This window comes from Arthrobacter rhombi (assembly GCF_039526245.1).
GTDB classification, from domain to species: domain Bacteria; phylum Actinomycetota; class Actinomycetes; order Actinomycetales; family Micrococcaceae; genus Arthrobacter_H; species Arthrobacter_H rhombi.
Window position 1 is genome coordinate 217839 of sequence record NZ_BAAAIV010000010.1, and the last position, 23359, is coordinate 241197.

The 23359-nt window shown below is 68.1% G+C and carries 20 protein-coding genes and 2 pseudogenes; 9 read left to right on the forward strand and 13 right to left on the reverse strand.

The window, feature by feature from the left end; all coding sequences use genetic code 11:
* Positions 1 to 3: 3 nt before the first annotated feature.
* Both ABD088_RS09145 and ABD088_RS09150 read right to left on the reverse strand, forming a co-directional pair.
* Positions 4 to 807: an SDR family NAD(P)-dependent oxidoreductase gene (locus ABD088_RS09145; RefSeq protein WP_343901618.1), complete on the reverse strand. Its 804-nt coding sequence runs from the start codon at positions 805 to 807 to the stop codon at positions 4 to 6.
* A 219-nt stretch (positions 808 to 1026) separates the two neighbouring features.
* On the reverse strand, positions 1027 to 1842 hold the full coding sequence (locus ABD088_RS09150) for an MBL fold metallo-hydrolase (protein ID WP_343901619.1): 816 nt from the start codon (positions 1840 to 1842) through the stop codon (positions 1027 to 1029).
* Between the two features lie 98 nt (positions 1843 to 1940).
* Here ABD088_RS09150 and ABD088_RS09155 point away from each other — a divergent pair, with 98 nt between their 5' ends.
* Positions 1941 to 3779 (forward strand): SIP domain-containing protein, encoded by a 1839-nt coding sequence (locus tag ABD088_RS09155; RefSeq protein ID WP_343901620.1) that lies wholly within the window; start codon positions 1941 to 1943, stop codon positions 3777 to 3779.
* Here the strand turns inward: ABD088_RS09155 and ABD088_RS09160 are convergent.
* Entirely contained in the window at positions 3776 to 4729 is a 954-nt protein-coding gene (locus ABD088_RS09160) for an oxidoreductase (protein ID WP_343901621.1), read from the reverse strand. The two genes, ABD088_RS09155 and ABD088_RS09160, sit on opposite strands and share 4 nt — an antisense overlap.
* Before the next feature lie 42 nt (positions 4730 to 4771).
* The gene (locus ABD088_RS09165) at positions 4772 to 5281 is read right to left on the reverse strand and encodes a MarR family winged helix-turn-helix transcriptional regulator (RefSeq protein WP_343901622.1); all 510 of its coding nucleotides are present in this window, start codon (positions 5279 to 5281) and stop codon (positions 4772 to 4774) included.
* A 101-nt stretch (positions 5282 to 5382) separates the two neighbouring features.
* On the opposite strand from ABD088_RS09165, the gene ABD088_RS09170 reads away from it, so the two are divergent.
* Positions 5383 to 7284, forward strand: a complete 1902-nt coding sequence (locus ABD088_RS09170; protein WP_372710933.1) for an ABC transporter ATP-binding protein — start codon at positions 5383 to 5385, stop codon at positions 7282 to 7284.
* Positions 7285 to 7293: 9 nt separating this feature from the next.
* Here the strand turns inward: ABD088_RS09170 and ABD088_RS09175 are convergent, their stop codons facing one another.
* Both ABD088_RS09175 and ABD088_RS09180 read right to left on the reverse strand, forming a co-directional pair.
* On the reverse strand, positions 7294 to 8619 hold the full coding sequence (locus ABD088_RS09175; protein ID WP_343901623.1) for an ISL3-like element ISPfr2 family transposase: 1326 nt from the start codon (positions 8617 to 8619) through the stop codon (positions 7294 to 7296).
* Between the two features lie 632 nt (positions 8620 to 9251).
* Positions 9252 to 9563 (reverse strand): putative quinol monooxygenase, encoded by a 312-nt coding sequence (locus tag ABD088_RS09180; RefSeq protein WP_343901624.1) that lies wholly within the window; start codon positions 9561 to 9563, stop codon positions 9252 to 9254.
* Positions 9564 to 9671: 108 nt separating this feature from the next.
* Between ABD088_RS09180 and ABD088_RS09185 the strand changes: the two genes are divergently transcribed.
* The gene (locus ABD088_RS09185) at positions 9672 to 10613 is read left to right on the forward strand and encodes a GlxA family transcriptional regulator (protein WP_096222961.1); all 942 of its coding nucleotides are present in this window, start codon (positions 9672 to 9674) and stop codon (positions 10611 to 10613) included.
* A gap of 584 nt (positions 10614 to 11197) precedes the next feature.
* Here the strand turns inward: ABD088_RS09185 and ABD088_RS09190 are convergent.
* The 3 genes and pseudogenes from ABD088_RS09190 to ABD088_RS09200 all read right to left on the reverse strand — a co-directional run.
* Positions 11198 to 11434 (reverse strand): annotated as a pseudogene (locus tag ABD088_RS09190) (sortase); the annotation flags it as partial.
* A gap of 1191 nt (positions 11435 to 12625) precedes the next feature.
* Entirely contained in the window at positions 12626 to 12895 is a 270-nt protein-coding gene (locus tag ABD088_RS09195; RefSeq protein ID WP_343901625.1) for a hypothetical protein, read from the reverse strand.
* A gap of 93 nt (positions 12896 to 12988) precedes the next feature.
* Positions 12989 to 13963 carry a YeiH family protein gene (locus tag ABD088_RS09200; protein ID WP_343901681.1) on the reverse strand — a complete coding sequence of 325 codons (975 nt, stop codon included), beginning with the start codon at positions 13961 to 13963 and terminating at the stop codon, positions 12989 to 12991.
* A 202-nt stretch (positions 13964 to 14165) separates the two neighbouring features.
* On the opposite strand from ABD088_RS09200, the pseudogene ABD088_RS09205 reads away from it, so the two are divergent.
* Together ABD088_RS09205 and ABD088_RS09210 are read left to right on the forward strand one after the other, a co-directional pair.
* Positions 14166 to 14339: pseudogene (locus tag ABD088_RS09205) on the forward strand (helix-turn-helix domain-containing protein); the annotation flags it as partial.
* Between the two features lie 15 nt (positions 14340 to 14354).
* A complete protein-coding gene (locus ABD088_RS09210; protein ID WP_343901682.1) occupies positions 14355 to 15089 on the forward strand; it encodes a LysR substrate-binding domain-containing protein in 735 nt (244 codons plus the stop codon).
* 33 nt (positions 15090 to 15122) lie between these two features.
* Here ABD088_RS09210 and ABD088_RS09215 read toward each other — a convergent pair whose 3' ends face one another.
* Together ABD088_RS09215 and ABD088_RS09220 are read right to left on the reverse strand one after the other, a co-directional pair.
* The gene (locus ABD088_RS09215; protein ID WP_343901626.1) at positions 15123 to 15821 is read right to left on the reverse strand and encodes a metal-dependent transcriptional regulator; all 699 of its coding nucleotides are present in this window, start codon (positions 15819 to 15821) and stop codon (positions 15123 to 15125) included.
* On the reverse strand, positions 15821 to 17065 hold the full coding sequence (locus ABD088_RS09220; protein ID WP_343901627.1) for an Nramp family divalent metal transporter: 1245 nt from the start codon (positions 17063 to 17065) through the stop codon (positions 15821 to 15823). Before ABD088_RS09220 ends, ABD088_RS09215 begins: the two co-directional genes overlap by 1 nt.
* A 103-nt stretch (positions 17066 to 17168) precedes the next feature.
* Between ABD088_RS09220 and ABD088_RS09225 the strand changes: the two genes are divergently transcribed.
* Positions 17169 to 18281: a glutathione S-transferase family protein gene (locus ABD088_RS09225; protein ID WP_343901628.1), complete on the forward strand. Its 1113-nt coding sequence runs from the start codon at positions 17169 to 17171 to the stop codon at positions 18279 to 18281.
* 6 nt (positions 18282 to 18287) lie between these two features.
* Here the strand turns inward: ABD088_RS09225 and ABD088_RS09230 are convergent, their stop codons facing one another.
* Complete coding sequence (locus ABD088_RS09230; RefSeq protein WP_343901629.1) at positions 18288 to 18755, reverse strand: hypothetical protein; 468 nt, start codon at positions 18753 to 18755, stop codon at positions 18288 to 18290.
* Positions 18756 to 18833: 78 nt separating this feature from the next.
* Between ABD088_RS09230 and ABD088_RS09235 the strand changes: the two genes are divergently transcribed.
* The 3 genes from ABD088_RS09235 to ABD088_RS09245 are packed head-to-tail and all read left to right on the forward strand — an operon-like array spanning position 18834 to position 22528.
* The gene (locus ABD088_RS09235; protein WP_343901630.1) at positions 18834 to 19892 is read left to right on the forward strand and encodes an RNase H family protein; all 1059 of its coding nucleotides are present in this window, start codon (positions 18834 to 18836) and stop codon (positions 19890 to 19892) included.
* Positions 19893 to 19919: 27 nt separating this feature from the next.
* The gene (locus ABD088_RS09240) at positions 19920 to 21065 is read left to right on the forward strand and encodes a serine hydrolase domain-containing protein (protein WP_343901631.1); all 1146 of its coding nucleotides are present in this window, start codon (positions 19920 to 19922) and stop codon (positions 21063 to 21065) included.
* A 38-nt stretch (positions 21066 to 21103) separates the two neighbouring features.
* Positions 21104 to 22528, forward strand: coding sequence for an FAD-dependent oxidoreductase (locus ABD088_RS09245; RefSeq protein ID WP_343901632.1), 1425 nt, complete (start codon positions 21104 to 21106; stop codon positions 22526 to 22528).
* A gap of 8 nt (positions 22529 to 22536) precedes the next feature.
* Here ABD088_RS09245 and ABD088_RS09250 read toward each other — a convergent pair whose 3' ends face one another.
* Entirely contained in the window at positions 22537 to 23358 is an 822-nt protein-coding gene (locus ABD088_RS09250; RefSeq protein ID WP_343901633.1) for an FAD:protein FMN transferase, read from the reverse strand.
* Position 23359 lies beyond the last annotated feature (1 nt).

The window sequence follows — 23359 nt, forward strand, 5'->3', positions numbered from 1 at the left end:
GGCTCAGCGGCCGCGTTGGGCGATGCGTGCCACCAGGGCGTCGGGGGCGATCCGGGCCAGGAAGGTGATGACCTTGTACTTGGTGCTGGGGATCGACACCGAGCGGCCGGCCATGGCATCGGTGAGCCCGCTACGCACGACCTCCTCGGCCTCCAGCCAGGACCAGGCCGGGATGGACTTCTTGTCGATCTGCATGCGGTCGTGGAATTCGGTGTGGGTGAAGCCGGGGCAGACGGCGGTCACGGTGATGCCGCGGTCGCGGTAGAAGACGTTGGCCCAGCGGCTGAAGTTGACCATGAAGGCCTTCGCCGCGGAGTAGGTGCCCCGCGGGGTGAAGGCAGCGGCCGAGGCGATGTTGATGATGCGCCCACCGCCGATTTCCGCCATGGTCCGCAGCGCGGCGTGGGAGAGGATCATCGGGGTGCGGATGTGGATGCCGAGGTGGGTGAGCTCGTCCGCCAGGTCGTTGTCGGCGAAGTTGCCGGTCAAGCCGTAGCCGGCATTGTTGACCAGGGTGGTGACCGGATGGTTCGAATCGGCGAGCCGGTTGGCGACCGTTTGGACGCCGGCCTCGGTGACCAGGTCGGCGCTGATGGTCTGGACCTGCACGGCGTAGCGGGCGCGCAACGACTCCGCAGTGGAGTCCAGGCGCTCCTGGTCGCGGGCCACGAGGACCAGTGAATAGCCTTGCGCGGCCAGCTGCCGGGCGAACTCGGCGCCGAGGCCGGCGGTGGCCCCGGTGATGAGCGCCGTGACGGACGGCTGAGCGGAATAATGCGTCTCGGGATGCTGCGTGGAGCTGGCCATGTCTCGACTGTAGCGGGGTGCACCGGCCAGTCCAAAGAGGCGGCGCGCCAAAGATCAAATCGTCATCTGGGGACCGCGGCAGAAGGTAATAGGTTACCCGCGCTTTGCGTAATGCCAGTCGCTAAGGCTAGCCTAACAAGACAGTGTTTTTCGGGGTCGTTCCCGGGCCAACCGTGAGGGGAGACCAGTGTGGATGCCCAGTGCCCTGCGCGTTTCGCCCTAGGACCGGTCGGCGATCCCGAGCAGGTAATCCAGCTGCGCGGCCACCGAATGCTCGGCCGCCCCGCGCACCGCGGCGTCGACGTCGGCGTAGACCAGATCGGTGACCTCCCCGACGGACGGACGGGCCGCTGCGTCCCCGCCACAGATCCGGGCGACCGCCTCGCGGACCTGCTCCAGACGCTGCAGCCGATGGGAGATGTACTGTTCCACGACGGTGCCCAGATGCGGATGCGCCGGTCCGTGGGCCGGGAGCAGGGCTGCCTTCTCGAAGCCGGACAAGACGTCCAGGCTGGCCAGGTAGTCCCCGAGTGTTCCGTCGGGAAAGTCCAGGATGGTGGTTCCGCGCCCCAGCACGGTGTCACCGGTGAGGACCGAGCCGTGGTGTCCGTCGTCGGGCAGCAGGAAGCACAGCGAATCCGAGGTGTGGCCCGGAGTGGCCACCACCTGGATGCGCAGCCCGGCGGCCGTGATGACCTCGCCGTCGACCAGCGGTTCGGCAACCCGGCAATGGTCGGCAAGCGCGGCGCGCACCGGGGCTCCGGTCAGCTCGTGCAACCTGTCGATCCCCTCCGTATGGTCCCCATGCCGGTGGGTGACCAGGATGAGCTCGACGCGGCCCTGGCCCGCCAGTGCCTGCAGGTGGCCCTCATCGGCGGGGCCGGGATCCACCACCACCACGCCGCCGGCATCCGGCGTGGCACGCACTATGTACGAATTGGTCCCGTCCAACGTCATGGGCCCGGGATTCGGGGCGGTGATCAGGGCGGCAGCATCGGTCACGTGCAACAGCGGGGCAGGCGTCGGCTGGATCATGCCGCCAGTCTAGGGCAGCGGCACCCCAGCGGACCCGTTGCCCGGCCAGCAGGATGGCGTCCACCCGGCGCGAGCACACCCCACCAGCGAAGGAACACATGAACCCCCTGAACGCAGAGCGGCTGTCCCTGGACATCCCCGCCGGCGCGATCACCCTGGTCATCGGCGCCAACGGCAGCGGCACCTCGACCCTGCTCCGCGACCTGGCAGCGCTCCCCGCTGCCGATTCCGCCGGCCTGCCGGGTCTGCTGGCCGAACCCCATCCGGAGTTCGAGGGGGCCACCGCCCGTGAGTACGTGGCCCGCGGCCGGGCCGCGCAGGGCTCCGCTTCCGCTGGGTGGACCGGGAACGACGACGCGGCGATCGACCGTGCGCTGCTCGCCACCGGGTGCACCGGGCTCGCCGACCGCCTCGAAGGCGACCTCTCGGCCGATCAGCTCCAGCTGCTCGCGGTGGCCCGGGTCCTGGGCCGGGAGACCGGCGTCGTGCTGCTGGACGAGCTGACCAACCACCTGGACGTGGCGCAACGGCTGCTGCTGCTCGACGCGATCGCCGACCTGAACCGCAGGAACGGCACCACGGTGGTCATGGTGGTGCACGACCTCAACCTGGCCACACGTTACGCCGACCACCTGGTGGCACTCGTCGACGGTGCGGTGGCCGTCTCCGGGCGCCCCTCCGAGGTCCTGACCGCCGAGCTGGTCCAGGAGGTGTTCGGGCTCCCGGCCCGGGTGATCACCGACCCCGTCGCCGGCTCCCCGCTGGTGCTGCCGATCGGCCGTCACCTGGTGCAGCGGCCCGACGTGGCGGAGGACGCGGCCAGCACACGCTTCCGCACCACCCGACTCGACGACGAGACCCCGCAGGCTGACCCGAGCCCGGGCGAGGTGGCCGGGGCGGGGCAGGAAGACGGGGACACCGCCGTCGTGCAGGAACCGCGCCGCCCCTCGGTCCAGGTCTGCCCCACTCTGGCGTTCGGCCTCACCGCAGTCGACGTCCAGGACCTGGGCCCCAGCTTCCGCCGGTTGACCCTCGCCGGGCCGGAACTGGAGCACTTCGGCACCGGAGGCCACCCGCTGGACCTGCGCATCAAGGTCCTGGTGCCGCCGCCCGGAGAGGGAGCCGTGGCCCGCATGCGTTCGCTGTTCGAGGATCTGTCGCCGGGTGGGACGATCAGCGACGACGACGCCTCCGGCTGGTACCGGACGTGGCTGGCCAAGGACCCGTCCGAACGCGGGTCGATGCGCACCTATACGGTCAGGTCCTTCCGCCCCGCAGGGCACCCCGGGAACGCCGGGGTGGACCCCGAGCTGGATCTGGACTTCGTGCTCCATGTGCGCCGCGAGAACGGCGTGCTGGTGGGCGGGCCGGCCTCGGTGTGGGCCGCCGAAGCCCAGATCGGCGACGAGGTCATCATCCTGGGGCCGAACCGCGCCCTGTGCGGCCATGACTACGGGGGCATCGAATTCCGTCCCGGGCAGGCCCGGCGCATCCTGCTGGCCGGCGACGAGACGGCGGCCCCGGCGATCTGCTCGATCCTGGAGTCACTGCCGCCGGGCATCACCGGCGACGCATTCATCGAGGTGCCGGCCGTCGAGGACATCCAGGGTTCGTTCACCCGCTCCGGCGTGGCAGTGCAGTGGCTGCCGCGCGGCATGCAGGCCCCGGGAAACCTGCTGGAGGCGGCGGTCCGCTCCGCCGTCGCGGTTCCCGGCGCCGGCGCGGTGGATCCGGGCAAGGACTTCGAGGACGTGAACGTCGACGAGGGCATCCTGTGGGAGACGACGTCGGGATCGGGCCAGCCGTTCTATGCCTGGATTGCGGGCGAGGCCGGGGTCATCAAGTCGATGCGCCGCTACCTGGTGCGCGATGTCGGGATCGACCGCAAGCAGGTTTCCTTCATGGGGTACTGGCGGGCCGGCCGGGCCGAAGGCTAGGAGATGCCGGGTGCGTCCAGGTAATGCACGCCGGTGAGCTCCTCGGAGAGCTCCCAGAGCCGGCGGGCCGTCGCGGGGTCGTGGGCCGCCTCGCTGGACTTCGCCCGACGCGGTGCCCCGCGCAATTCACCGGGACCTCCCGGCCCGAAGTAGTCCCCACCCCGGGCGCCGGGATCGGTGGCCGCCCGCAGGGTGGGGCGGGCGCCATCCGCCGGTCGGGGCATCACGGCGTTGAACACCGCACGGGCCGGGCGGAGCGCCGGCCGGTCGAAGACATGGCCGAACAAGTCGGTGCCCACCACGCCGGGGTGGGCGGCGACGGCCAGGGTGTCCTGGCCGGCAGCGCGCAGCCGCCGGTCCAATGCGCGGGTGAACAGCAGGTTGGCCAGCTTCGAGCGGTTGTAGGCAGCGCTGGGGGAGTACCCGCCGTCGGCGAACAACGGGTTCGCGAAGTCCATCGACCCGCCACGATGGGCCAGGCTGGACAGCGAGACGACGCGGGAGCCCGGTGCCGCCGCCAGTGCGTCCAGCAGCAGGCCGGCTAGGGCGAAGTGGCCGAGGTGGTTGGTGCCGAACTGCAGCTCGTACCCGTCGGCCGTCAGCCCATACGGGGTCATCATGATGCCGGCGTTGTTGACCAGCAGGTCCAGGCGGTCGTGTGCGACGAGGAACGCCTCGGCGAAGGTGCGCACGCTGGCGAGGATGGACAGGTCCAGGACCAGGACCTCGGCGCGCAGTTCGCCGACCGCGCCCACGGCGTCCGCTCGCAGTCGATCCAGCGCGGCCTGGCCCTTGGCGTCGTCGCGGCAGGCGAGGACGACGTGTGCCCCGTGCAGGAGCAATTCGCGGGTGGTCGCCCATCCGAGGCCGTTGTTGGCGCCGGTCACGATGGCTGTCTTACCGGTCAGGTCGCCGATGTCGGCGGTGGTCCAGCGGATGGTGCGGGGCATGGGATGCCCTCCTGCCGATCGGGGATGCGTTCGCTCCCCACACTAGACGCGGGGGCTGCAGTTCGTTTCCTCGGCGAGGACGCCCAGGAGGCGGGACAGTTCGGCGCGCTCGCCGGAATCCAGCCGGGCAAAGAATTCGTTGGCCTGCTCCCGCCGGGCCCGCTGCACGTCGGAGCGCAGTTCCTGCCCGGTCGCGGTCATCCGGACCAGGACCGCGCGGCGGTCGTGGGGATCGGGAATCCGCTCCACCAGCCCCTTGCCCTCGAGCTGGTCCACCACCTCGGTGGCCGAACGAGGGGCGATCCGCAACTGCTCGGCCAGCGCCTTCAGCCGCAGCACGCCCGCGGGCGGCAGGTCCGCGGTCGGGGCGCAGGAGTCGCTGTGCCGGGCCAGGGTGTTCAGGGCCCGCCACTGGTGCGGTGTCATCTCGAACGGCGCCAGCTCGTGCGCCCACCGGCGGCGCAGCCCGCGGAAGGCTGCATGGAACAACTCGCCCAGATCGGGTTCGTCGGCGTATTCGGCGGCGTGGACAGCGGCGGCAGGGGAGGTCATGTCACCAGTGTACCCATTTGCGCGGCAACCACATAGTGAGGTAACCTCGGCATAGTTGGCGCGACAACCGCGCAACCCCTTCGACCCAGGAGGTGGTGCCGATGGCATCGGCCCCAAACCCCACCCCGTCCTCCGCTCCCGCCCCGACCCAGCCCGGCGCCGGCGGCATGGGAGGCGGCCGGCCCGGCGGCCCCGGCCCCGCAAAAGTCAGCGCCGCCGACCGCAACCAGCTCACCGACCACCCGGTGAGCCTGCGCCGCGTCGCAGCACTGTTCGCGCCGCATCGCCGCATGATCACCATCCTGGTGCTGCTGATCAGCCTCGCCTCGATTGCCGGGCTGGCCCAGCCGTTCCTGGTCCGCGCGATCATCGACGACGCCATCCCGAACGCGGACATCCCGCTGCTGGCCACCCTGGCCGGCGCCATGGTCGTCATCGCGGCCATCACCGCACTGATCGGCGTCGTGCAGACCTGGATGGCCACCGACATGGGCCAGCGCGTCATGCACACCCTGCGCTCGGGCATGTTCACCCACCTGCAGGCCCAGTCGCTCGCGTTCTTCACCCGCACCCGCGGCGGCGAGGTCCAATCCCGACTGACCAGCGACATCGCCGGCATGCAGTCGGTGGTCACCACCACCGCGACGTCCATCGCCTCGAACCTGACCACCGCCGTCGCCACCGCCATCGCCATGGTCGCCCTCTCGCCAATGCTCAGCATCCTCTCGCTCATCGTCATCCCGCCAGCGGTGATCCTCAGCCGCCGGGTGGCCCTGATGCGCCGCGACATCACCGCCGACCGCCAGGCCGAGCTCGCCAACCTCTACACCCAGGTCGAACAGGGCCTCTCCGTCTCCGGCGTCCGCCTGTCCAAGACCCTGGGCACCACCGGGCGCGACGCCGAACGCTTCACCGCCAGCTCCCACCGCCTCATCGGACTGGAACTGCGCTCGCAGCTGGCCGGACGCTGGCGCATGGCCACCATGCAGATCGTGTTCGCCGCCATTCCCGCGGTGATCTACCTGGCAGGCGGCTTCCCGGCGGCCACCGGGGGCATGACCATCGGCACCATCGTCGCGTTCACGGCCCTGCAGGCAGCGATCTTCCGCCCCATCATGGGACTGCTCAATGTCGGGGTCCAATGGGTGACCGCCATGGCGCTGTTCAGCCGCATCTTCGAATACCTCGACCTCGTCCCGGAGATCACCCCGCCCGAACACCCGGTCGCCATCGACCCGGCCGCCGTGCGCGGGGAACTGCGCTTCGAGGGCGTGGGCTTCTCGTACGACGGCGATGCGACGGTCCTGTCTGACATCGATCTGGTGGTGCCTGCCGGGACCGCGACGGCGATTGTCGGGGCCACCGGCTCGGGCAAGTCCACCTTGGGTTCGCTGGTCCCGCGCCTGCATGACACCACCACCGGGCAGGTCACCATCGACGGGATCGACGTCCGCGACCTCGCCCCGGCGGACCTCTCACGGATCGTGGGCATGGTGTCCCAGGAGTCCTATCTGGTCCACGCCTCGATCCGGGAGAACCTGCTGATGGCCGATCCCGAGGCCGACGAGGCCACCCTGTGGGCCGCGCTGGAGTCGGCGCAGATCGACAATCTCATCGCCTCGCTGCCGGACCAGCTGGACACGCTGGTCGGTGCCCGCGGGCACCGGTTCTCCGGGGGTGAGCAGCAACGCCTGGCTATCGCCCGGACCATCCTGCGCAACCCGCGGGTCCTGGTGCTGGACGAGGCGACGTCCGCGCTGGACAACACCACTGAAGCCCAGGTCCAGGCTGCGCTGGATCGGCTGGCGGAGGGGCGGACCACCATCACGATCGCCCACCGCCTCTCCACGGTGGAGCAGGCCGACCAACTCGTGGTCCTCGACGGCGGCCGCATCGTCGAGCGGGGGACACCGGCTGAGCTCCGCGCAGGGGACGGGCCGTTTGCCCGGTTGGCTCGATCCCGGGCTCAGGCCGACGGATTGTCGTTGGGGATCAACCGGTAGTTTCAGGGCTCATCCCAATCGGGGGTGTAGGAGTTGGGGTCTGAAGCCGCCGGTCTCTAGCAGGCTTCGGGCGATGTAGTTGGTCAGGTTGCGGGACCCGAGTGCGGAGCCGCGCAGGTGTTCGAGCCGTCCGTTGAGCGCCTCGGTCGGCCCGTTGCTGGTGCCGGGTCGTTCGAAGTAGGCGAGCACGTCAGCGGCTCGCTTCTTCAGGGTCCGGCCCAGGGTGGTGAGCTCGGTGAGCACCTTGGGGACGCCGGCGCTGAGGTCGGTGATCAGCTTCTCCATGAGCTCGCGGCCACGTTGCCGGTCCTCGTGGCAATAGGCGGCGATCATGCGCTGGTAGACACCCCAGGTCGCCTCGACCTCGACGTGAGCGTCATCAACGAACAGCGCGCGTAGCCTGTCGCTCTGCTTGTCGGTGAGCAGGTCCGCGCCGGTGTGCAGCGTGCGCCGCGACTTGTAGAGCGGGTCGTCCCTGAACCCACGGTGCCCGTGGATCGCGAGTTGGACCCGGCGCCGGCACCTGTCGAGGGCGTCACCGGCCAGGCGCACGACGTGGAAGGGATCCATCACCGTGACCGCGTCCGGGATCTCCTCTGCAGCGGCGGTCTTGAACCCGGTGAAGCCGTCCATCGCGACCACCTCGACCGCGTCACGGAAGGCGTCGTCGCGGTCGGCGAGCCAGGTCTTGAACGCCGCCTTCGACCGGCCCTCGACCATGTCCAGCAGCCTTGCTGGGCCGGTGCCATCGCGGACCGGGGTGAGGTCGATGATCACGGTGACGTACTTGTCGCCACGCCTGGTGTGGCGACAGACGTGCTCATCGACGCCAATGACCTTCACGCCCTCAAACCGCGTGGGGTCGTTGATCAGCAGCCGCTTGCCTTCAGCCAGGACCGCGTTGTTGGCGGTGTCCCACGCGACCCCGAGTCCCTCGGCGACACGGGCGACGGTGAGGTGTGCGACCACGATCCCTTCCAGCGCCCACCGCAGCCCGGTGCGCGAGAGCTTCGCGCGTGGCTCCGCCGCGGCGCTGGTGTCTTGGCGCCACACGTGTCCGCAGTCGGCACAGCGGTAGCGGCGCACTACAACTTCCAGCACGGTCGGTCGCCAGCCCAGCGGCTCGTGGGCCAACCGCCGGATCACGGTGTCACGAGCAGCGCCTTCGCTGCCGCACCGTCGGCACCACTGATCTGGTTCCACCACGCGGCACGCGAGGACCGCACGATCCGGTTCAAGTCGTTGTCCGGTCACGCTCAGACCGAGGCCGTCGAGTCGAGCGAAGGCGGTCAGGTCAGGGCGGCCGAAGCCGGCCGGCGGGGTAGCGTCGGACACGTCGAGGTCTTTCGGATGGATGGCGTAGGAACCTCCGTCGTCGGGAGACCTCGACGTCTATCTGCGGACCGACGCGCCCGGCCGACCTACACCGTCATCTGAGAAGACCCCTGAAACGTCTTCGACGACGACGGGACCGGCGAGGAGGAGGGCGCGGTGAGCTAAAGGAATGGAGCTTGCTCGGCTTCGACGCCGCCGCAAGCTCCGGTGAAACGGTCGGTACTGGTCGGTCGTCGTCGGTCACCACCGGATGGCGGCGTCCCCCACGCTCGGCGTTTGCGCAGGTCAGCGGCTCGTTCGCCCAGTGGGCGCATCAAGCGATAGACGCAAAGCCGACGTGATTCGGTCGTCGGTTCGATTCCGACAGGCGGCTCCGGCGAACAGCCCCTGACCTGCGGAAACGCAGGGCAGGGGCTGTTCGGTTCTGGTGGTCGCGCGATGCGCTGGCCTCACGTCTCTGCCCGACACCGACGTCGCTCTCCTCTGCGACGGACCCCTCGCAGGCTGAGCGCTCGCGGCCGGCATCCTGTCCGTGTGCCGATAGGCCTCGCACCGCTCGGCAACGCAGCGTGGCGTTGCGTCGCGACCTGGCGACGGCTCGGCGGGGCGCGATCGTCTCGTGCGTTGGCGGACTACGGGAGCTTGGACGCGAGGACGTCGGCCGCCAGGATCTCGGGTGCTGTGCCGAGGAGGTGCTGGTTGGCCATCAGGGCTGCGACGATGGCGCCGTTGGCGTGGGCGTCGCGAGCGGCCTCGTCGGGGAATGCATCGAAGATCCAGAAGGTGTCGGCGTGGGTCCTGACCGCGAACCAGACAATCGTTCCTACTTCTTCGTTGGCGAGCGCGACAGCGCCGGCGAGCAGATCGGCGACCGCGTCGTGCTGTCCATCGGCCGCGACGATCTTGGCGACGAAGGCATACGGAAGTGATGCGGGTGTTGACATGAGGGGTTCTCCTAGGTGTCGAGGTTTCTTGGTGAAGCGAGTTCAGTCTATGACGAGCAAGGGCATGTGAGAAGTGGCGTATACGGCAGTATTGCTATTGTTTACGTCATGCGTATCGGACTGATCGCGATCGACGGCTGCTTCGGTTCGGCTATCGCGTCGATCATCGACATCGTGCGGGTGGCCGACGGAGCCCGCGGCGATGTCGACCCGCGGATCGACCCGATCGAACTCGCCATCCTCGGACCGAAACGGCGAGTGACCACGACGGCATCGATGACCCTGTCGGTGGACCACCCGCTGTCGGAGTCCGGAGAGTTCGACGTGGTCGTCGTCCCTGCGCTTGGAACCCTTACGGCCGCCGCTACCAACGACGCCCTCCAGAGCCGAGATGCTCGTTCGGTCATCGCCTCGCTCGGGCGCCTCGACGAGGCGACCACCCGGATCGCCGCGGCGTGCACCGGCGTGTTCGCCGTCGCCGAGACCGGACGGATGCATCATCGGCGGGCGACGACCAGCTGGTTCCTGGGGCCGGAGTTCCTGAAGCGCTATCCGACCGTCGCCCTCGATCTCGACACCATGGTCGTGGTCGACGGGAACCTCGTCACCGCCGGCGCCGCCTTCGCCCACATCGACCTCGCGCTCTCACTCGTGCGATCGATCAGCCCCGACCTGGCCCAACATGTCGCCAAGCTCCTCATCATCGACGAGCGTCCGTCGCAGGCGGCCTTCGTCGCCTACGAACATCTCCGGCACGAGGACCCGATCGTCGTCGAGTTCGAACGCTTCGTGCGCGCCCGCCTGGACGAACCGTTCAACGTCGCCTTCGTCGCGCAGTCGCTCGGCACCAGCCGGCGCACCCTCGAACGACGAGTCCGTGCGGCGCTCAACCTCACTCCGCTCGGCTTCGTCCAACGGCTTCGCATCGAACGAGCTCGGCACCTCTCAGCAACCACGGACCTCACCTCCGCCGAGATCGCGCTACGGGTCGGCTACGCGAACGCCGAGACTCTGCGCTCCCTCCTGCGCAGGGAGCGACGCCGTTCCTGACCTATCGCCATGCCTTAGAACCACCTCTCAGCACGTCGCGTCGACGCTCCTGCGTCGCCCCTGGACGCCCCACTCGACACGCCCGCAGCACAGGCCATGCGACGTGCCCCGGCTTCCCGGACGGTCGGGGTTGGGTGGCTATGATGTCGCTGCGTTCTCGTCGAGAGGATCAGCAGACCCGATCAGGGTCGATTGGGATGAGACGCGAAGGCGGTCAGGTCAGGGCGGCCGAAGCCGGCCGGCGGGGTAGCGTCGGTCACGTCGAGGTCTTTCGGATGGATGGCGTAGGAACCTCCATCGTCGGGAGACCTCGACGTCTATCTGCGGACCGACGCGGCCGGCCGACCTACACCCTCATCTGGGAAGAGCCGGTTTCAGCTGAGTTTGGGATGGCTGCTCGAATGTGCCTTCGATCAGGGTCCGGGGCCGTCCGCGCACAGTCGATCGCTTCATGGCATTCGTTGGATGCTCGTCGCTCGGGACCACGGTCCGCGGTCGCATATCCACGGGAAGACGTAGGTAGCCAACACCGTCAAACACGGGGCGATCATCGACCGGCAATGAGGAGGCGGGCGCCCGCGTCCTTAACATCCGCTGGCGAGGTAAGCGCTCCGGCTTCCGCCGCTGCCGGGTCGTCGAACCTTCGGGCCACGAACCAGCAATCGCTGGGTGGTCAGGCCGGTTGGTGTACACGCCACCAGGATCAGGCAGTCAGTGTTGGGTTCTTGGCGGAGAGCTTCCGCTTCGTCCGGCTCCACGGTCAGGATCTGGTCGACCTCGCAGTACTGGACTTCGTCCAGGACGGTCACGGAGAAGACGTCCCCTTGAACGAGTTTTCAGAGGTTCATGAACAAAGTTGCGTCTGAGTCGATGTACTTCGTCGATCCTCAACTTGCCTCCAAGTGGCCCCGCCCGTTGCCTTTAAACACAGCGTGTGTGAATATCGTTTCATTATTGGTTGACGGCACTGCAAGCGGAGAAAATGTCATACGGTCTCAAAGTACGAAAGCCGGCTGGGATTGTTGCGGTCGTGATTTCGGCTCTGTTGGCAGTTGGTCTGTTTGCGGGACCGGCAACCGCGGAACCCATTGCTCAACCGACCGAACCCACGGCACAAGCAATTTCCGTTGCTAGCAGTCCTGCCGGGACGGCTGCTGCATACAAATGGGCACTCTTCGAAAGCAATATCGGTTCACAGGCGAAGTGCCAATCGTTGATGGCAAAAATGAAACCCGCCTACGGTCCTGATTGTCTGTGGCGGTGCACGTCGTACTACACCGGTACCTGCCCATCGTATCTGCGATGGAATCTATGGAACGCAAACAAGAGCGGTGCGTGGTCGCCCCCTGCTGGATCGTTGTCTTTGGCTGAGGCTGGATCCGGCATCGAGACAGTGACCTGCTAAGCGCATTGAGTTGTTAAGGAGCCAGTTTTGGGGTTTCGTACAGTTCGAGGGCCGAGTGCGGAGCGGCTAAGTGAAGCAGTGGGTGCTCTCTTGTGCACCCATTGGCCCTCATCAGAATCCGAGCTCGCTCGCATATTGGAACGTCATGGTTGCCAGACGGTTGAGGGAAGCCGCAGCGCTCATGAAGAGGGGTTAGTCGAGTACGACTTCACCGCCAGGGAAAGTGACCTATCCGGTCAGTGGTATATCGAAAATGGGGAGCTGGCCGCTATCGTCCTGACGTTCGGTGGCACCCGAGCGGAGATCTGGCAACACTTCGAGCGATACCGGGTGGGCTTCGAGAGATCCTTTGGAGTGCCTCGCTATGAGAGCGGCAAATCAGGAGCACCCCGTCTAACGTGGGCCCGTTTAACACACGAATTGAGTCTCGATGCATACTGGTCCCAACCCGAGACTTCGATTCTCATGATGGCCCTTCAGCGTCGCTGAAGAAGATACTCCCATCGCATTGACGAGCGCGGGACGCCCGCCGAGCTGCGCGACGGCGACGGCCCGTTCGCCCGGTTGGCCCGCTCCCGGTCCCAGGCGGATGGATTGTCGTTGGGGATCAACCGGTAGTTTCAGCGGTGGGGGTAGCGTGTCGGCGGATCATCCCGCGGCCGACCATCGCTGCGCCGGCCAGAAGCATCAACACCGGGATGACATAGAGGCTCCCCGGCGGTTCCAGGTTGGCAGCGTTGCCGTCCTCCAAGAGCTGGGTCACCGGGAACATCTGGAGGGCAACGCCCAGCATTTGGATCGCGAAAAGCAGGACCAGCCCCGTGGCGACCCAGCCCAGACCGCGGTGGAGCATGACGTATTCAAGTGGTTTCCCCATGTCTGGAGCATAGCGGCCCGATTCTCGATACCGTCCCCGCGACGGCTCAACGTCTCCGTTCATCCGCTGATGCGTTGTTCCACCATTCGACGCCTAACCCAGTTGCACTGCACCCCAGCCGAGGGCCGCGATGAGTGTCCACGACAGCAATGCCACCAGCAGGGCCCGCCATCCGGTCCGTACGAGCTGGCCCAGCCGCACCGCAGTACCCAGGCCGAAGAGCGCCATGGCCAGCAGCGCTGTTTGCACGGTATCCGCAGCGTCGGTGACCGGTTCCGGGAGCGGAATAAAGGTGCGGATCAGCACGGCGCAGATGAAACCTGCGACAAAGAGCGGCACGATCGGCGGCTGCTTGCCTCCGGCGGTGGGGTCACCCTCGCGTTTGCGCATGACGACCGAGGTGATGGCCACCATGGGGGCGAGCATGAGCACGCGGGTCAGCTTGACGACGATGGCGATCGCGAGCGCTGCGGGACCGGCGATCTGGGCGGTGGCGACCACCTGGCCGACGTCGTGCACGCTTGCCCCGACCCAGTGCCCGAACTGCAGCGAGTTGAGGCCGAGTGGGTGCCACAGCAGGGGAAGCACGGCGATGGCCAGTGTTCCGCAGAGCGTCACGAGCGCAACAGGAGTGGCGGTTTCCTCGTCCTTCGACTTCACGACGTGGCTCATCGCACCGATGGCCGACGCGCCACAAATCGAGAAGCCGGTCGCGATCAGCAAGGGCTGGTGGCCAGGCAGCCCGAACAGGCGGCCGAGCCAGAGCGTCACGACGAAAGTGATCACCAGGACGGCGATGACGGTGACAACCGAGATCCAGCCGAGGTGGGCAATGTCGACGAGGCTCAGCTTGAGGCCGAGCAGGACGATGCCCAGCCGCATGAACTTCTTGGCGGCCAGGCTCAATCCCGGGGCGAGGATGCCAGTGAGCGCCCCGCGGGCAGACGGAAGCTGTGCGACCAGGATGCCCAGGGCAACGGAGGCGGTGAGCAGCGGGACGGCCGGCACGACCGTGTGGATGCCCCAAGCGAGCAGGGCTGCTGCCCCTGCGACTCCGACGCCGGGCAACCAGGCTGGCGACCCTCCAGCGCGGACGCGGTCGGGGGGCTGCTGTCCGTGATGCGTGGCAACGGAGCGTGGGAGATCGGGGCGGTCATCTGCTGGGTTCACAGAGACTACTCTCGCGCAGGCGGCCGGGCCGTGGTAGTCGGCGTAAGGTTGGCGGGATACAAGCGAAAGTTGTAGGTAACGTATTTTGCTCGGTCCGCACGTGCCTGATCTTGCAGGCTTGGAACTACTGGTGACTGTCGACGAGCTCGGCAGCCTGACTCGGGTTGCCGCACGCCTCGGGGTATCCCAGCAAGCTGTCTCCTCGCGGATTCGGTCTCTGGAAGGCCAGATGGGGGCGACCCTCATATCCCGGTCTCCGCGAGGGTCGACACTCACCGAAACGGGTGTCATGATCACGGGCTGGGCCGCCGACGTGCTCGCCGCCGCCGAGCGGTTGGAAGCCGGCATCGAATCGATCCGCACGCAGTCACTGCGCCAACTCGACGTCGCCGCGAGTCTGACCATCGCGGAGTACCTCCTGCCGCGTTGGCTGGTCACCCTGCGCTCCAGACAAGAAGCTGCCGGTCAGGTGCCGACGCGCATCGGACTCAGCGCCGTCAACAGCGAAGCGGTGATCGCCCTGGTCCGGGATGGAACGGTACCGCTCGGCTTTATTGAAACTCCTGACATCCCCTCGGACCTGCGTGCCGCGACCTTGGGTAGTGACACCTTGATGGTTGCCGTGTCCCCGACTCATGCGTGGGCACGACGGCGGAAGCCCATCACGGCGAGGGAACTAGCCGAGACGCCGCCGATTACCCGCGAAGAGGGCTCGGGTACCCGAAAGGCCTTGGAGTACTTGTTCGAGGAGCTCGACGGGGTCGCTGGCACGATCGCGTCACCCCGCGTCGAGCTCTCCAGCACTGCCGTGGTCAGGACGGCTATCGCCTCCGGTGTGGCGCCCGGTGTTCTCAGTTCCCTGGCGATTTCCGACGATCTGGCGCTCAGGCGCCTGGTCGCCGTCGAAACGACCGGAATCCAGCTGACGAGGAACCTGTCCGCAGTGTGGTCGGATGGTCCGCGCCCCTCGCAAACGCCAGCACAGGACTTGATAGCGATTGCCCGACGGGCCCTCGCCCACTAAACGGCTCGGAACCCAAGGACCAGAAAAACGCGCTCAGCCCTTGTTGACCAGCCAAATCGCCGCGGCCGCTTCACGTGGCAGCGAAGCCAACTCACCGTCGTCGTACTCGAGGAAGAGCAATTCGGAATTGGCGTCGCGGATTCGCACGGTGACGACGGACCCGGGGCCCAGACCGTGGCCGGCGAGCAAGCGCAGAATAGCCGGATCGTCATCGGAGATGCGCGTGACCTCGTAGCTGCCGGGGGCGGCATCGGGGAGGTTCACCGCGTGCTCCGGGTGGGGCGAGGTGCCGTCCGCCGCGGGGATCGGGTCTCCGTGGGGGTCGCGGTCCGGGTGGCCCAGGAGGGCGTCGATGCGCTCGATCATGGTTTCGGAGACCGCATGCTCGAGGTTCTCCGCCTCGTCGTGCACTTCCTCCCACGAGTAGCCGAGGGTGCGTACGAGGAACGATTCGATGAGCCGGTGCTTGCGGACCATGGCCACCGCGTGGCGTTCGCCGGCCGGAGTGAGTCGGACCGGCTTGTAGGGTTCGTGGCTGACCAGGCCCTGCGCGGTGAGGCGGCGAATGGTGTCCGAGACGTTGGCCGCTGTGGTGCCGAAGCGTTCGGCCAGCGCCTTGCCGGTGATGGGCGCGCCTCCCCATTCGGTGGCGGACCAGATGGCCTTGAGGAAATCCTCGGCAACCCGGCTGATGCCCTCGGCCGGCGGACTGGCAGACGGGCGGGGTGCCATCAGGTGGCTCCTGTGACGGTGAGGTAGATGAGCAGCAGGTTCAGCGCGACGATCGCGACGGTGATGGCCCACGCGAAGACCTGGGTGGCGGGGGGGTTGGCGTTCGTGCCCATGAGCGAGCGCAGGCCCGTATAACGGACCAAGGGAACCAGAGCGAAGGGGATGCCCACCGAGAGGAACACCTGGCTGAGTACCAAGGCCCACGTCGGGTCCACGCCGACGGACAGGATGATGATCGCGGGGATCAGCGTCACCAAGCGGCGCGCCAGCAACGGGATCCGCCGGTGCAGCAGCCCCGACATGATCGCCGAACCGGCATAGCAGCCGACCGAGGTGGAGGCCAGGCCCGACGCCAGCAGACCCACCCCGAAGACGACGCCGATGAACGGCCCCAGCGCATCGACGATGGCCGCGTGCGCGCCCTGGATGGAGTCGGTCCCCTCGACGCCGCGCAGGCTCGTGGCAGCCAGCAGCAGCATGGCGATGTTGACGGAGCCGGCGACGACGAGGGCCAGCCCGACATCCCAACGGTTCGCGCGCAGGAGACGTTTCAGCCCGGTCGGGGTGTGACCGCCCCCGTGGCGGTCGCGGGAGAGCGAGGAGTGCAGGTAGATGGCGTGCGGCATGACGGTGGCACCGAGCATCCCGGCGGCCAGCAGGACCGTTCCGGCCCCCTCGAACCGCGGGACCAATCCGCCGGCTGCGGCGCCCCAGTCCGTCGGGCTGACGAACAGACCAGCAACGAAGCCGATGGTGATCAGCACCAGCAGGGCCATGATGACCAATTCGAACGGGCGTTGGCCGTGTCGCGACTGGATGGCCAGCAGGACCATGGACACGATGCCGACCAGCAGCCCGCCGAGGGGGAGCGGCAGGCCGAAGAGGATCTGCAGGGCGATGGCGCCGCCGATGACCTCGGCCAGGTCGGTGGCCATGGCGATGAGTTCGGCCTGGCCCCAGAACGCCAGCCGGCCGGTGCGGGGCAGTCGCTCGCCGAGAAGCTCGGGCAGCGACTTCCCGGTCACCAGGCCCAGTTTGGCGGAGAGGTACTGGATCATGACGGCCATGACGTTGGCCACCACCAGTACCCACACCAGCAGGTAGCCGTGCTGGGCGCCGGCGGTCAGGTTCGCGGCGACGTTGCCGGGGTCCACATAGGCGATGGCCGCCACAAAGGCAGGTCCCAGCAGCCAGATGAGCCGGCGTTGGGGCCGGCCCTGCCGTTCGATGACCGTGGTCGCCATGGCCCTCCTTCGTCGTCGTCGAGAAAAGTTAAGACACCTTAACTTAGCGCGGAAGGTGACCATCGGCCAGCCACGCTTCATCGGCCCGGCGTAGGCTGGCTTCATGAGCGAGAACCAGCACTCCACCCGTGGCGCGTACGTGACACCGGGACAGGAATTCACCCGGGATACCAACTACATCGATGACCGGATTGTCGCCGATCCCGAGGCCATCCGCGCCTCCACCGCCGAGCCCGGCGGATCGATCGGGAACCCCGACGCCGGACTCGCCGAGGGGGCACAGGCCTGGCCCGTCGAAGCAGGCCGCTACCGGCTCGTGGCCGCCCGCGCCTGCCCCTGGGCGAACCGCACGCTCATCGTCCGTCGCCTGCTCGGCCTCGAGGACGCCATCAGCATTGGCCTGCCGGGCCCGACCCATGACGCCCGTTCCTGGACCTTCGATCTGGACCCGGACGGACGTGACCCGGTACTGGGCACCGAACGGCTGCAGGAGAACTTCTTTGCCCGCTTCCCCGACTACCCGCGCGGCATCACGGTCCCGGCGATCGTCGACATCCCCACCGGCGGCGTCGTCACCAACGACTACCCGCAGATGACCCTGGACTTCTCGACGCAGTGGAAGGAATTCCACCGCGAGGGCGCCCCGGACCTCATCCCTGCCGGTAGCTGGGAGGAGATGGCCCCGGTCATCAAACGGATCTTCACCGAGGTCAACAACGGGGTCTACCGCTGCGGATTCGCCGGTTCCCAGGACGCCTACGATGCCGCCTACGACCGCCTCTTCACGGCGATGGACTGGCTGGAGGAGCGGCTGAGCGGTCAGCGCTACCTGATGGGTGACCACATCACCGAGGCCGACGTCCGCCTGTTCACCACGCTGGCTCGTTTCGACCCGGTCTACCACGGCCACTTCAAGGCCAACCGCAACAAGCTCGATGAGATGCCGGCCCTCTGGGCGTACGCCCGCGACCTGTTCCAGACGCCGGGCTTCGGGGATACGACCGACTTCGTGCAGATCAAGCAGCACTACTACATCGTGCACGAGGACATCAATCCCACCCAGTTCGTCCCGAAGGGCCCGGACCTGTCCAACTGGCTCGAGCCGCACGGCCGCGAATCCCTGGGTGGCTCGCCCTTCGGCAACGGAACGGCCCCCGGTCCGGTACGCGCCGGCGAAGAGGTCACCCCGGGACACAACCCGTTGTACCCGGCCTAGGCGGTCCTACGGGCTGGGCTCGGGAGACGGGATCGGTTTGAGGCCCTTGACGAACACGTTCCGGTGGAGCTGCTTCCAGCCAGCGGAGGTGAGGGTCGAGGCGTCGAATCTGTCGGGGACGAGCTGGACGGTGCCGAAGCTGATGCCCATCGCGTTGACGGGCATCCCGCCGCAACCAGTGAAATCATCCTCCGCGACGATGATGCAGACCCCGGGACGTGCAGGCATCGATTCGGTATCCTCTTCGTTGGCCGGGAGAGCCACATAGAACGAGTGGCCCTCCGCCCGGGCGGCAAACCGTGCTGTGCCCGGCTTGAACCCCGTAGCGTTGCTACCCGACGGCAAGGCATCGGCCTTCGTCGCGGGCTGCTCCAGCAGCTCGATCCCGGAGGCGGCATTCGAGGCCGAGCATCCGGACAGCAGTGGCAGCGAGAGCCCGGCGACCAACAGCGCGGACAGGCGGTTGACGTGCATGTATCCCCCCAGAGGTTGTCGCATCACACGAGCGGCAGGAGCGCCCAAGCGACAGCCCCACGTGGCAGGATGGAAACCATGACGATCACCGCCGCAGCAGACGGCTCAGCGCTGGGAAACCCCGGACCGGCCGGCTGGGCCTGGTACGTCGACGACGCCACCTGGCGTGCCGGCGGCTGGCCACACGGAACCAACAACATGGGCGAGCTCATGGCGGTGCTGGACCTTTTCCGCGCCACCGCCCACGTCACCGACGAGCACCTGCGCATCCTGTGCGACTCGCAGTACGTCATCAACTGCGTCACCAAATGGATGCCCGGCTGGAAGCGCAAGGGCTGGAAGAAGGCCGACGGCAAGCCGGTCCTCAACGTCGAGCTCCTCAAACAGATCGACGAGGCGATCCGCGGCCGCGACTACAGCTTCGAATGGGTCAAGGGCCACGCCGGGCACTACCTGAACGAGGCGGCCGATGACCGGGCCCGCGCCGTCGCCACCGCTTACCAGGCGGGACGCGGCAGCGACATGGGCCCCGGCTACCCCGGCGCTACAGCCGCCGGCACTCCCGCGGAAACCCGGACGACGGCGGAGCAAGCCTCCGTGGCGCAGGCCCAGGCCGTAGCTCCGGCTCCGGCCCCGGCAGCTCCGCGGCAACCCGCCCAGGACGACCTCTTCTCCTCGCTGGAGGACACCGCGGAAACCGGTCAGGGCAACGCCGACATCGACGCGGTGGTCACCCTCGAACGCGAACTGCTGGACCCCGAAGTCCGCTCAGAGGTCAGCCAGCTGAACTTCCTGCTGCATCCCGATTACCGGGAAATCGCCGCCGACGGCACGGTACGCGAACGTGAAACCGCCATCACCGTGCTCGCCTCCGCCGCCACCGATCTCCCCGAGGCCCGCGACGACGGCATCCCGGACGACGACGATGCCCCCTCCGCCAACTACGCGCCACCTGCCACCTGGTCCGGCGCCGAGCGCACGTTCGAGCTGCTCGAGGCAGTCCAGGCCGGGGATGACGCCATCCACCTGGCCTACCGATGGGTGGGAGCAGAAACCGCCACAGCGGTCGGCTCCCTCTGGCACCGCCAGGACAACCGTTGGCGGCTGCGCTTCCGCCAGGAAACCCCAGAAATCTAACCGCCCGAACCCCAGGAGAACCACCTCGTGACCGATCCGCGTTTTGCCCCCGTCGTCGACCTGTTGGAATCCTTCGCCGCCGCGGACCCCGACTACTCGGCGCAACTCTGCGTCTACGCCGGCGGCGTGCTGGTGATCGACCACGTGGTGGGCCCGAACAGCAGCGAGGACTCGCTCACCGGGGTCTTCTCCGCGTCCAAGGGCGCCGCGGGCCTGGTGATGGCCCTGCTGGTGCAGGACGGACTGCTGGATCCCGAGGAGCCGGTGGCCACCTACTGGCCCGAATTCGCGGCCAACGGCAAGGCCGCCATCACCGTGGGGCAGCTGCTCAGCCATCAGGGCGGACTGCCGGGCGTCGACGGCGGCATGAGCGTGGAGCAGTACACCGACTCGGCCACGGGTGCGGCCCGCCTGGCTGCCGCACCGCCGGTCTGGAAGCCCGGCTCCACGCATCAGTACCACGCGCTGACCATGGGGGTCTTCGCCGAGGAACTGGTCCGGCGCATCACCGGCCAGACCCTGCAGCACGTCTACGAGACCCGGATCCGCGAGCCCTTCGGCATCGACTTCTACCTCGGTCTGCCCGAGGCGGAGGAGGCCCGCTACCGGGACGTCCTCAAGCCCGCCGGGGAGCAGCAGCTGCCCTTCATCGACCCGTTCGGGCCGATGGGTTTGGCGCTGAACTCGACCTCCGGCTTCGACGTCGGCGACGGCGTGGGCTACGGGCTGCTGGATCTGCCCAACCTGCCCATCATCCGCTCCGCGGGCATCGCTGCAGCCGGGGGCGTGGCCAGCGCCCGCGGCCTGGCGCGGCTCTACGCGGCGGCGAGCACCGGCGTCGTCCGTGAAGACGGTGCCGCCGACGGGCCGTTCCTCACCGGGGAAACCGTCCACGCCGTCGCCGATGAGCAGGTCTTTGGCATCGACCGGGCGAACGGGTTGACCGGTGCGTTCGGGCTGATGTTCATGAAGTCCATCCCCCGCAACGACTTCGGTTCCTGGCGTGCCTTCGGGCACGACGGCGCCAACGCCACCCTGGCCTACGCCGACCCTGCCTACGGGATCGGCTTCGGGTACGTGCCGGCCCGGGCCGAGGAGAGTGGCACCACATCCCGCGGCGGCCAGCTTTCCGCCACCCTGCGCCAGGTGTTGCTGAGCGCCGCGGCCGACTAGATTCATCCGTACACCCACCCACAAGAAGGAGCAACACCATGGAGCAGCTGGACGTGGACACCCTGGTCATCGGCTGGGGCAAGGGCGGGAAGACCCTCGCCGGGCAGCTGGCGCGCAGCGGCCGCCAGGTGGCGCTGGTGGAGCGTTCGCCCCAGATGTACGGCGGAACGTGCATCAACGTGGCCTGTGTTCCCACCAAGGCGCTGGTCCACCAGGCCAGCGGGCGCCGCGAGGGGGACGACCCGGTGGAGTGGTTCAGCTCCTCCGTGGCAGCCCGCGACGGGCTCATCGGCAAGCTGCGCGCGAAGAACCACGAGATGCTCGCGACCGTCTCGACGGTCACGCTCATCGACGGCGACGCCCGCTTCATCGCCCCCGGGGAGAACGGGCAGGACTCCGTCGCCCCCGGCCACCTGGTGGAGGTCACCGGCGGCACGGAAACGCTGCACATCACCGCAGAACACGTCATCATCAACACCGGTGCCTTCCCGGCCCGTCCGTCACTGGACGGCCTGGCAGCCCTGGAACCGGCCGACGGGGTCTACGACTCGACCACCATCCAGCACGCCGACCCGTTCCCGCGCCGCCTGACCATCCTGGGCAGCGGATACGTCGGCCTCGAATTCGCTGGCATGTTCGCCGACTTCGGCTCCGAGGTCACCGTGGTGGGGCGCTCGGAGGCACTGCTGTCCGCGGAGGACGACGACGTCGCCTCGGCCGTGCGCGAGGGGCTCGAAGCGCAGGGGGTCACCTTCCGGCTCGGTGCCTCGGCCACTTCCGTCGCGGCTGAGGGCGGCACGGTCACCCTGGGGGTGACGGACTCCGCGGGGGACGGCTCGCTCGAGGCCGACGCCCTGCTCGTTGCCACCGGGCGGACCCCGGCCACCGCGGTCCTGGGGCTCGACGCGGTCGGCATCGCCACCGACGACCGCGGCTACATCCCGGTCGACGACTTCCTGCGGACCAGCCTCGAAGGGGTCTACGCCGTGGGCGACGTCAACGGTGGAGACCAGTTCACCTACATCTCGCTTGACGATTCGCGGATCCTGGCCGGCCAGTTGATGGGGAAGGGCACTCGCAGCCGGGCCGACCGGGTGGCCGTCCCCTCCACCACCTTCCTCACCCCGCCCCTGGCCCGGGTGGGCTTGAACGAGAAGCAGGCGCGGGAGGCGGGACGCGACGTCCTGGTCGCCTCGAAGAAGGTCGCCGAGATCGCCGCGATGCCGCGACCGAAGATCATGGAACAGACCCGCGGGGTCATCAAGTTCGTCGTCGACCCGGAGACCGACCTGGTCCTGGGGGCGACCCTGAACTGCATCGACGCCCAGGAACTGGTGAATCTGGTGGCCCTGGCCATGCGCGCGGGCGTCACCGCGTCAGAGCTGCGCGACGGCATCTGGACACACCCCTCCACCACCGAATCCCTCAACGAGGTCCTCGCCGGATTGGCACCGCTGGAATAGACGGTCTCTCAGGCCGGGCTGTGGAGTGGCCACTCCGGTGAGGCCTGCAGTTCGCCGTCGTGCCCACAGACCAGGACCGCAACGCCGAGTTCTCGCACCGCCGCATCAAGGGTCGTGGCACCGCCGGCGAGGATCGCCTTGGAGAGCACGTCCGCGGTGACGATGTCCTCGGCCAGGACGCTGACCTGCAGGTACGCGTTGGAGCGGCCGTAGCCGTGGCCGGATGAGGTGGCCAGTGCCGCGGTGAACCCCGGGGTGCCCGCCAGCGGGACGTCGGCGACCAGTGCGTCGGTGTCGAAGGGATCGGTGATGCCCGCGCGCCAATGCCGCCCGTAGAAGGGGTCGGATCCGGTGGGCTCCGCCGGGAAGGGCGAACCGCTGCACAGCACGTCGCCGCCGGCGGTCACCGACCAGTGCGGCAATTCAAGGTCCATCATGGCCTGGCCGGCATGGGCGATCGCCCAGCCCTTGACCAGTCCGCGCAGATCCACGGGGCCGGTCGGGGTGTGTGGGGTGAAGGCGCCTTCGGTGGCGTTGCGCCAGGTGATGGCCTGTTCATACAGGGCGCGGAGCCGGTGGTGGGAGTAGCGCAGTTCGATTTCACCGCGGCGCAGGTCCTCCACCGATCCGCGGCCGCCCACGCCGAAATACTGTTCGGTCTCCTCGAAGACCCGCTTCATGGTCTGCACGGCGGCGTCCAGCTCGTCGGCGGCCAGGGGTGCGCTGATGCTGACCACTGTCCCCAAGGCCTCGAAGGTCCGGTTGGCCAGGGAAGGAACTGGCGGGTCAGCTTCCTCATCGGGCAGGGGATCTTCGGCTGGCCCACTCATC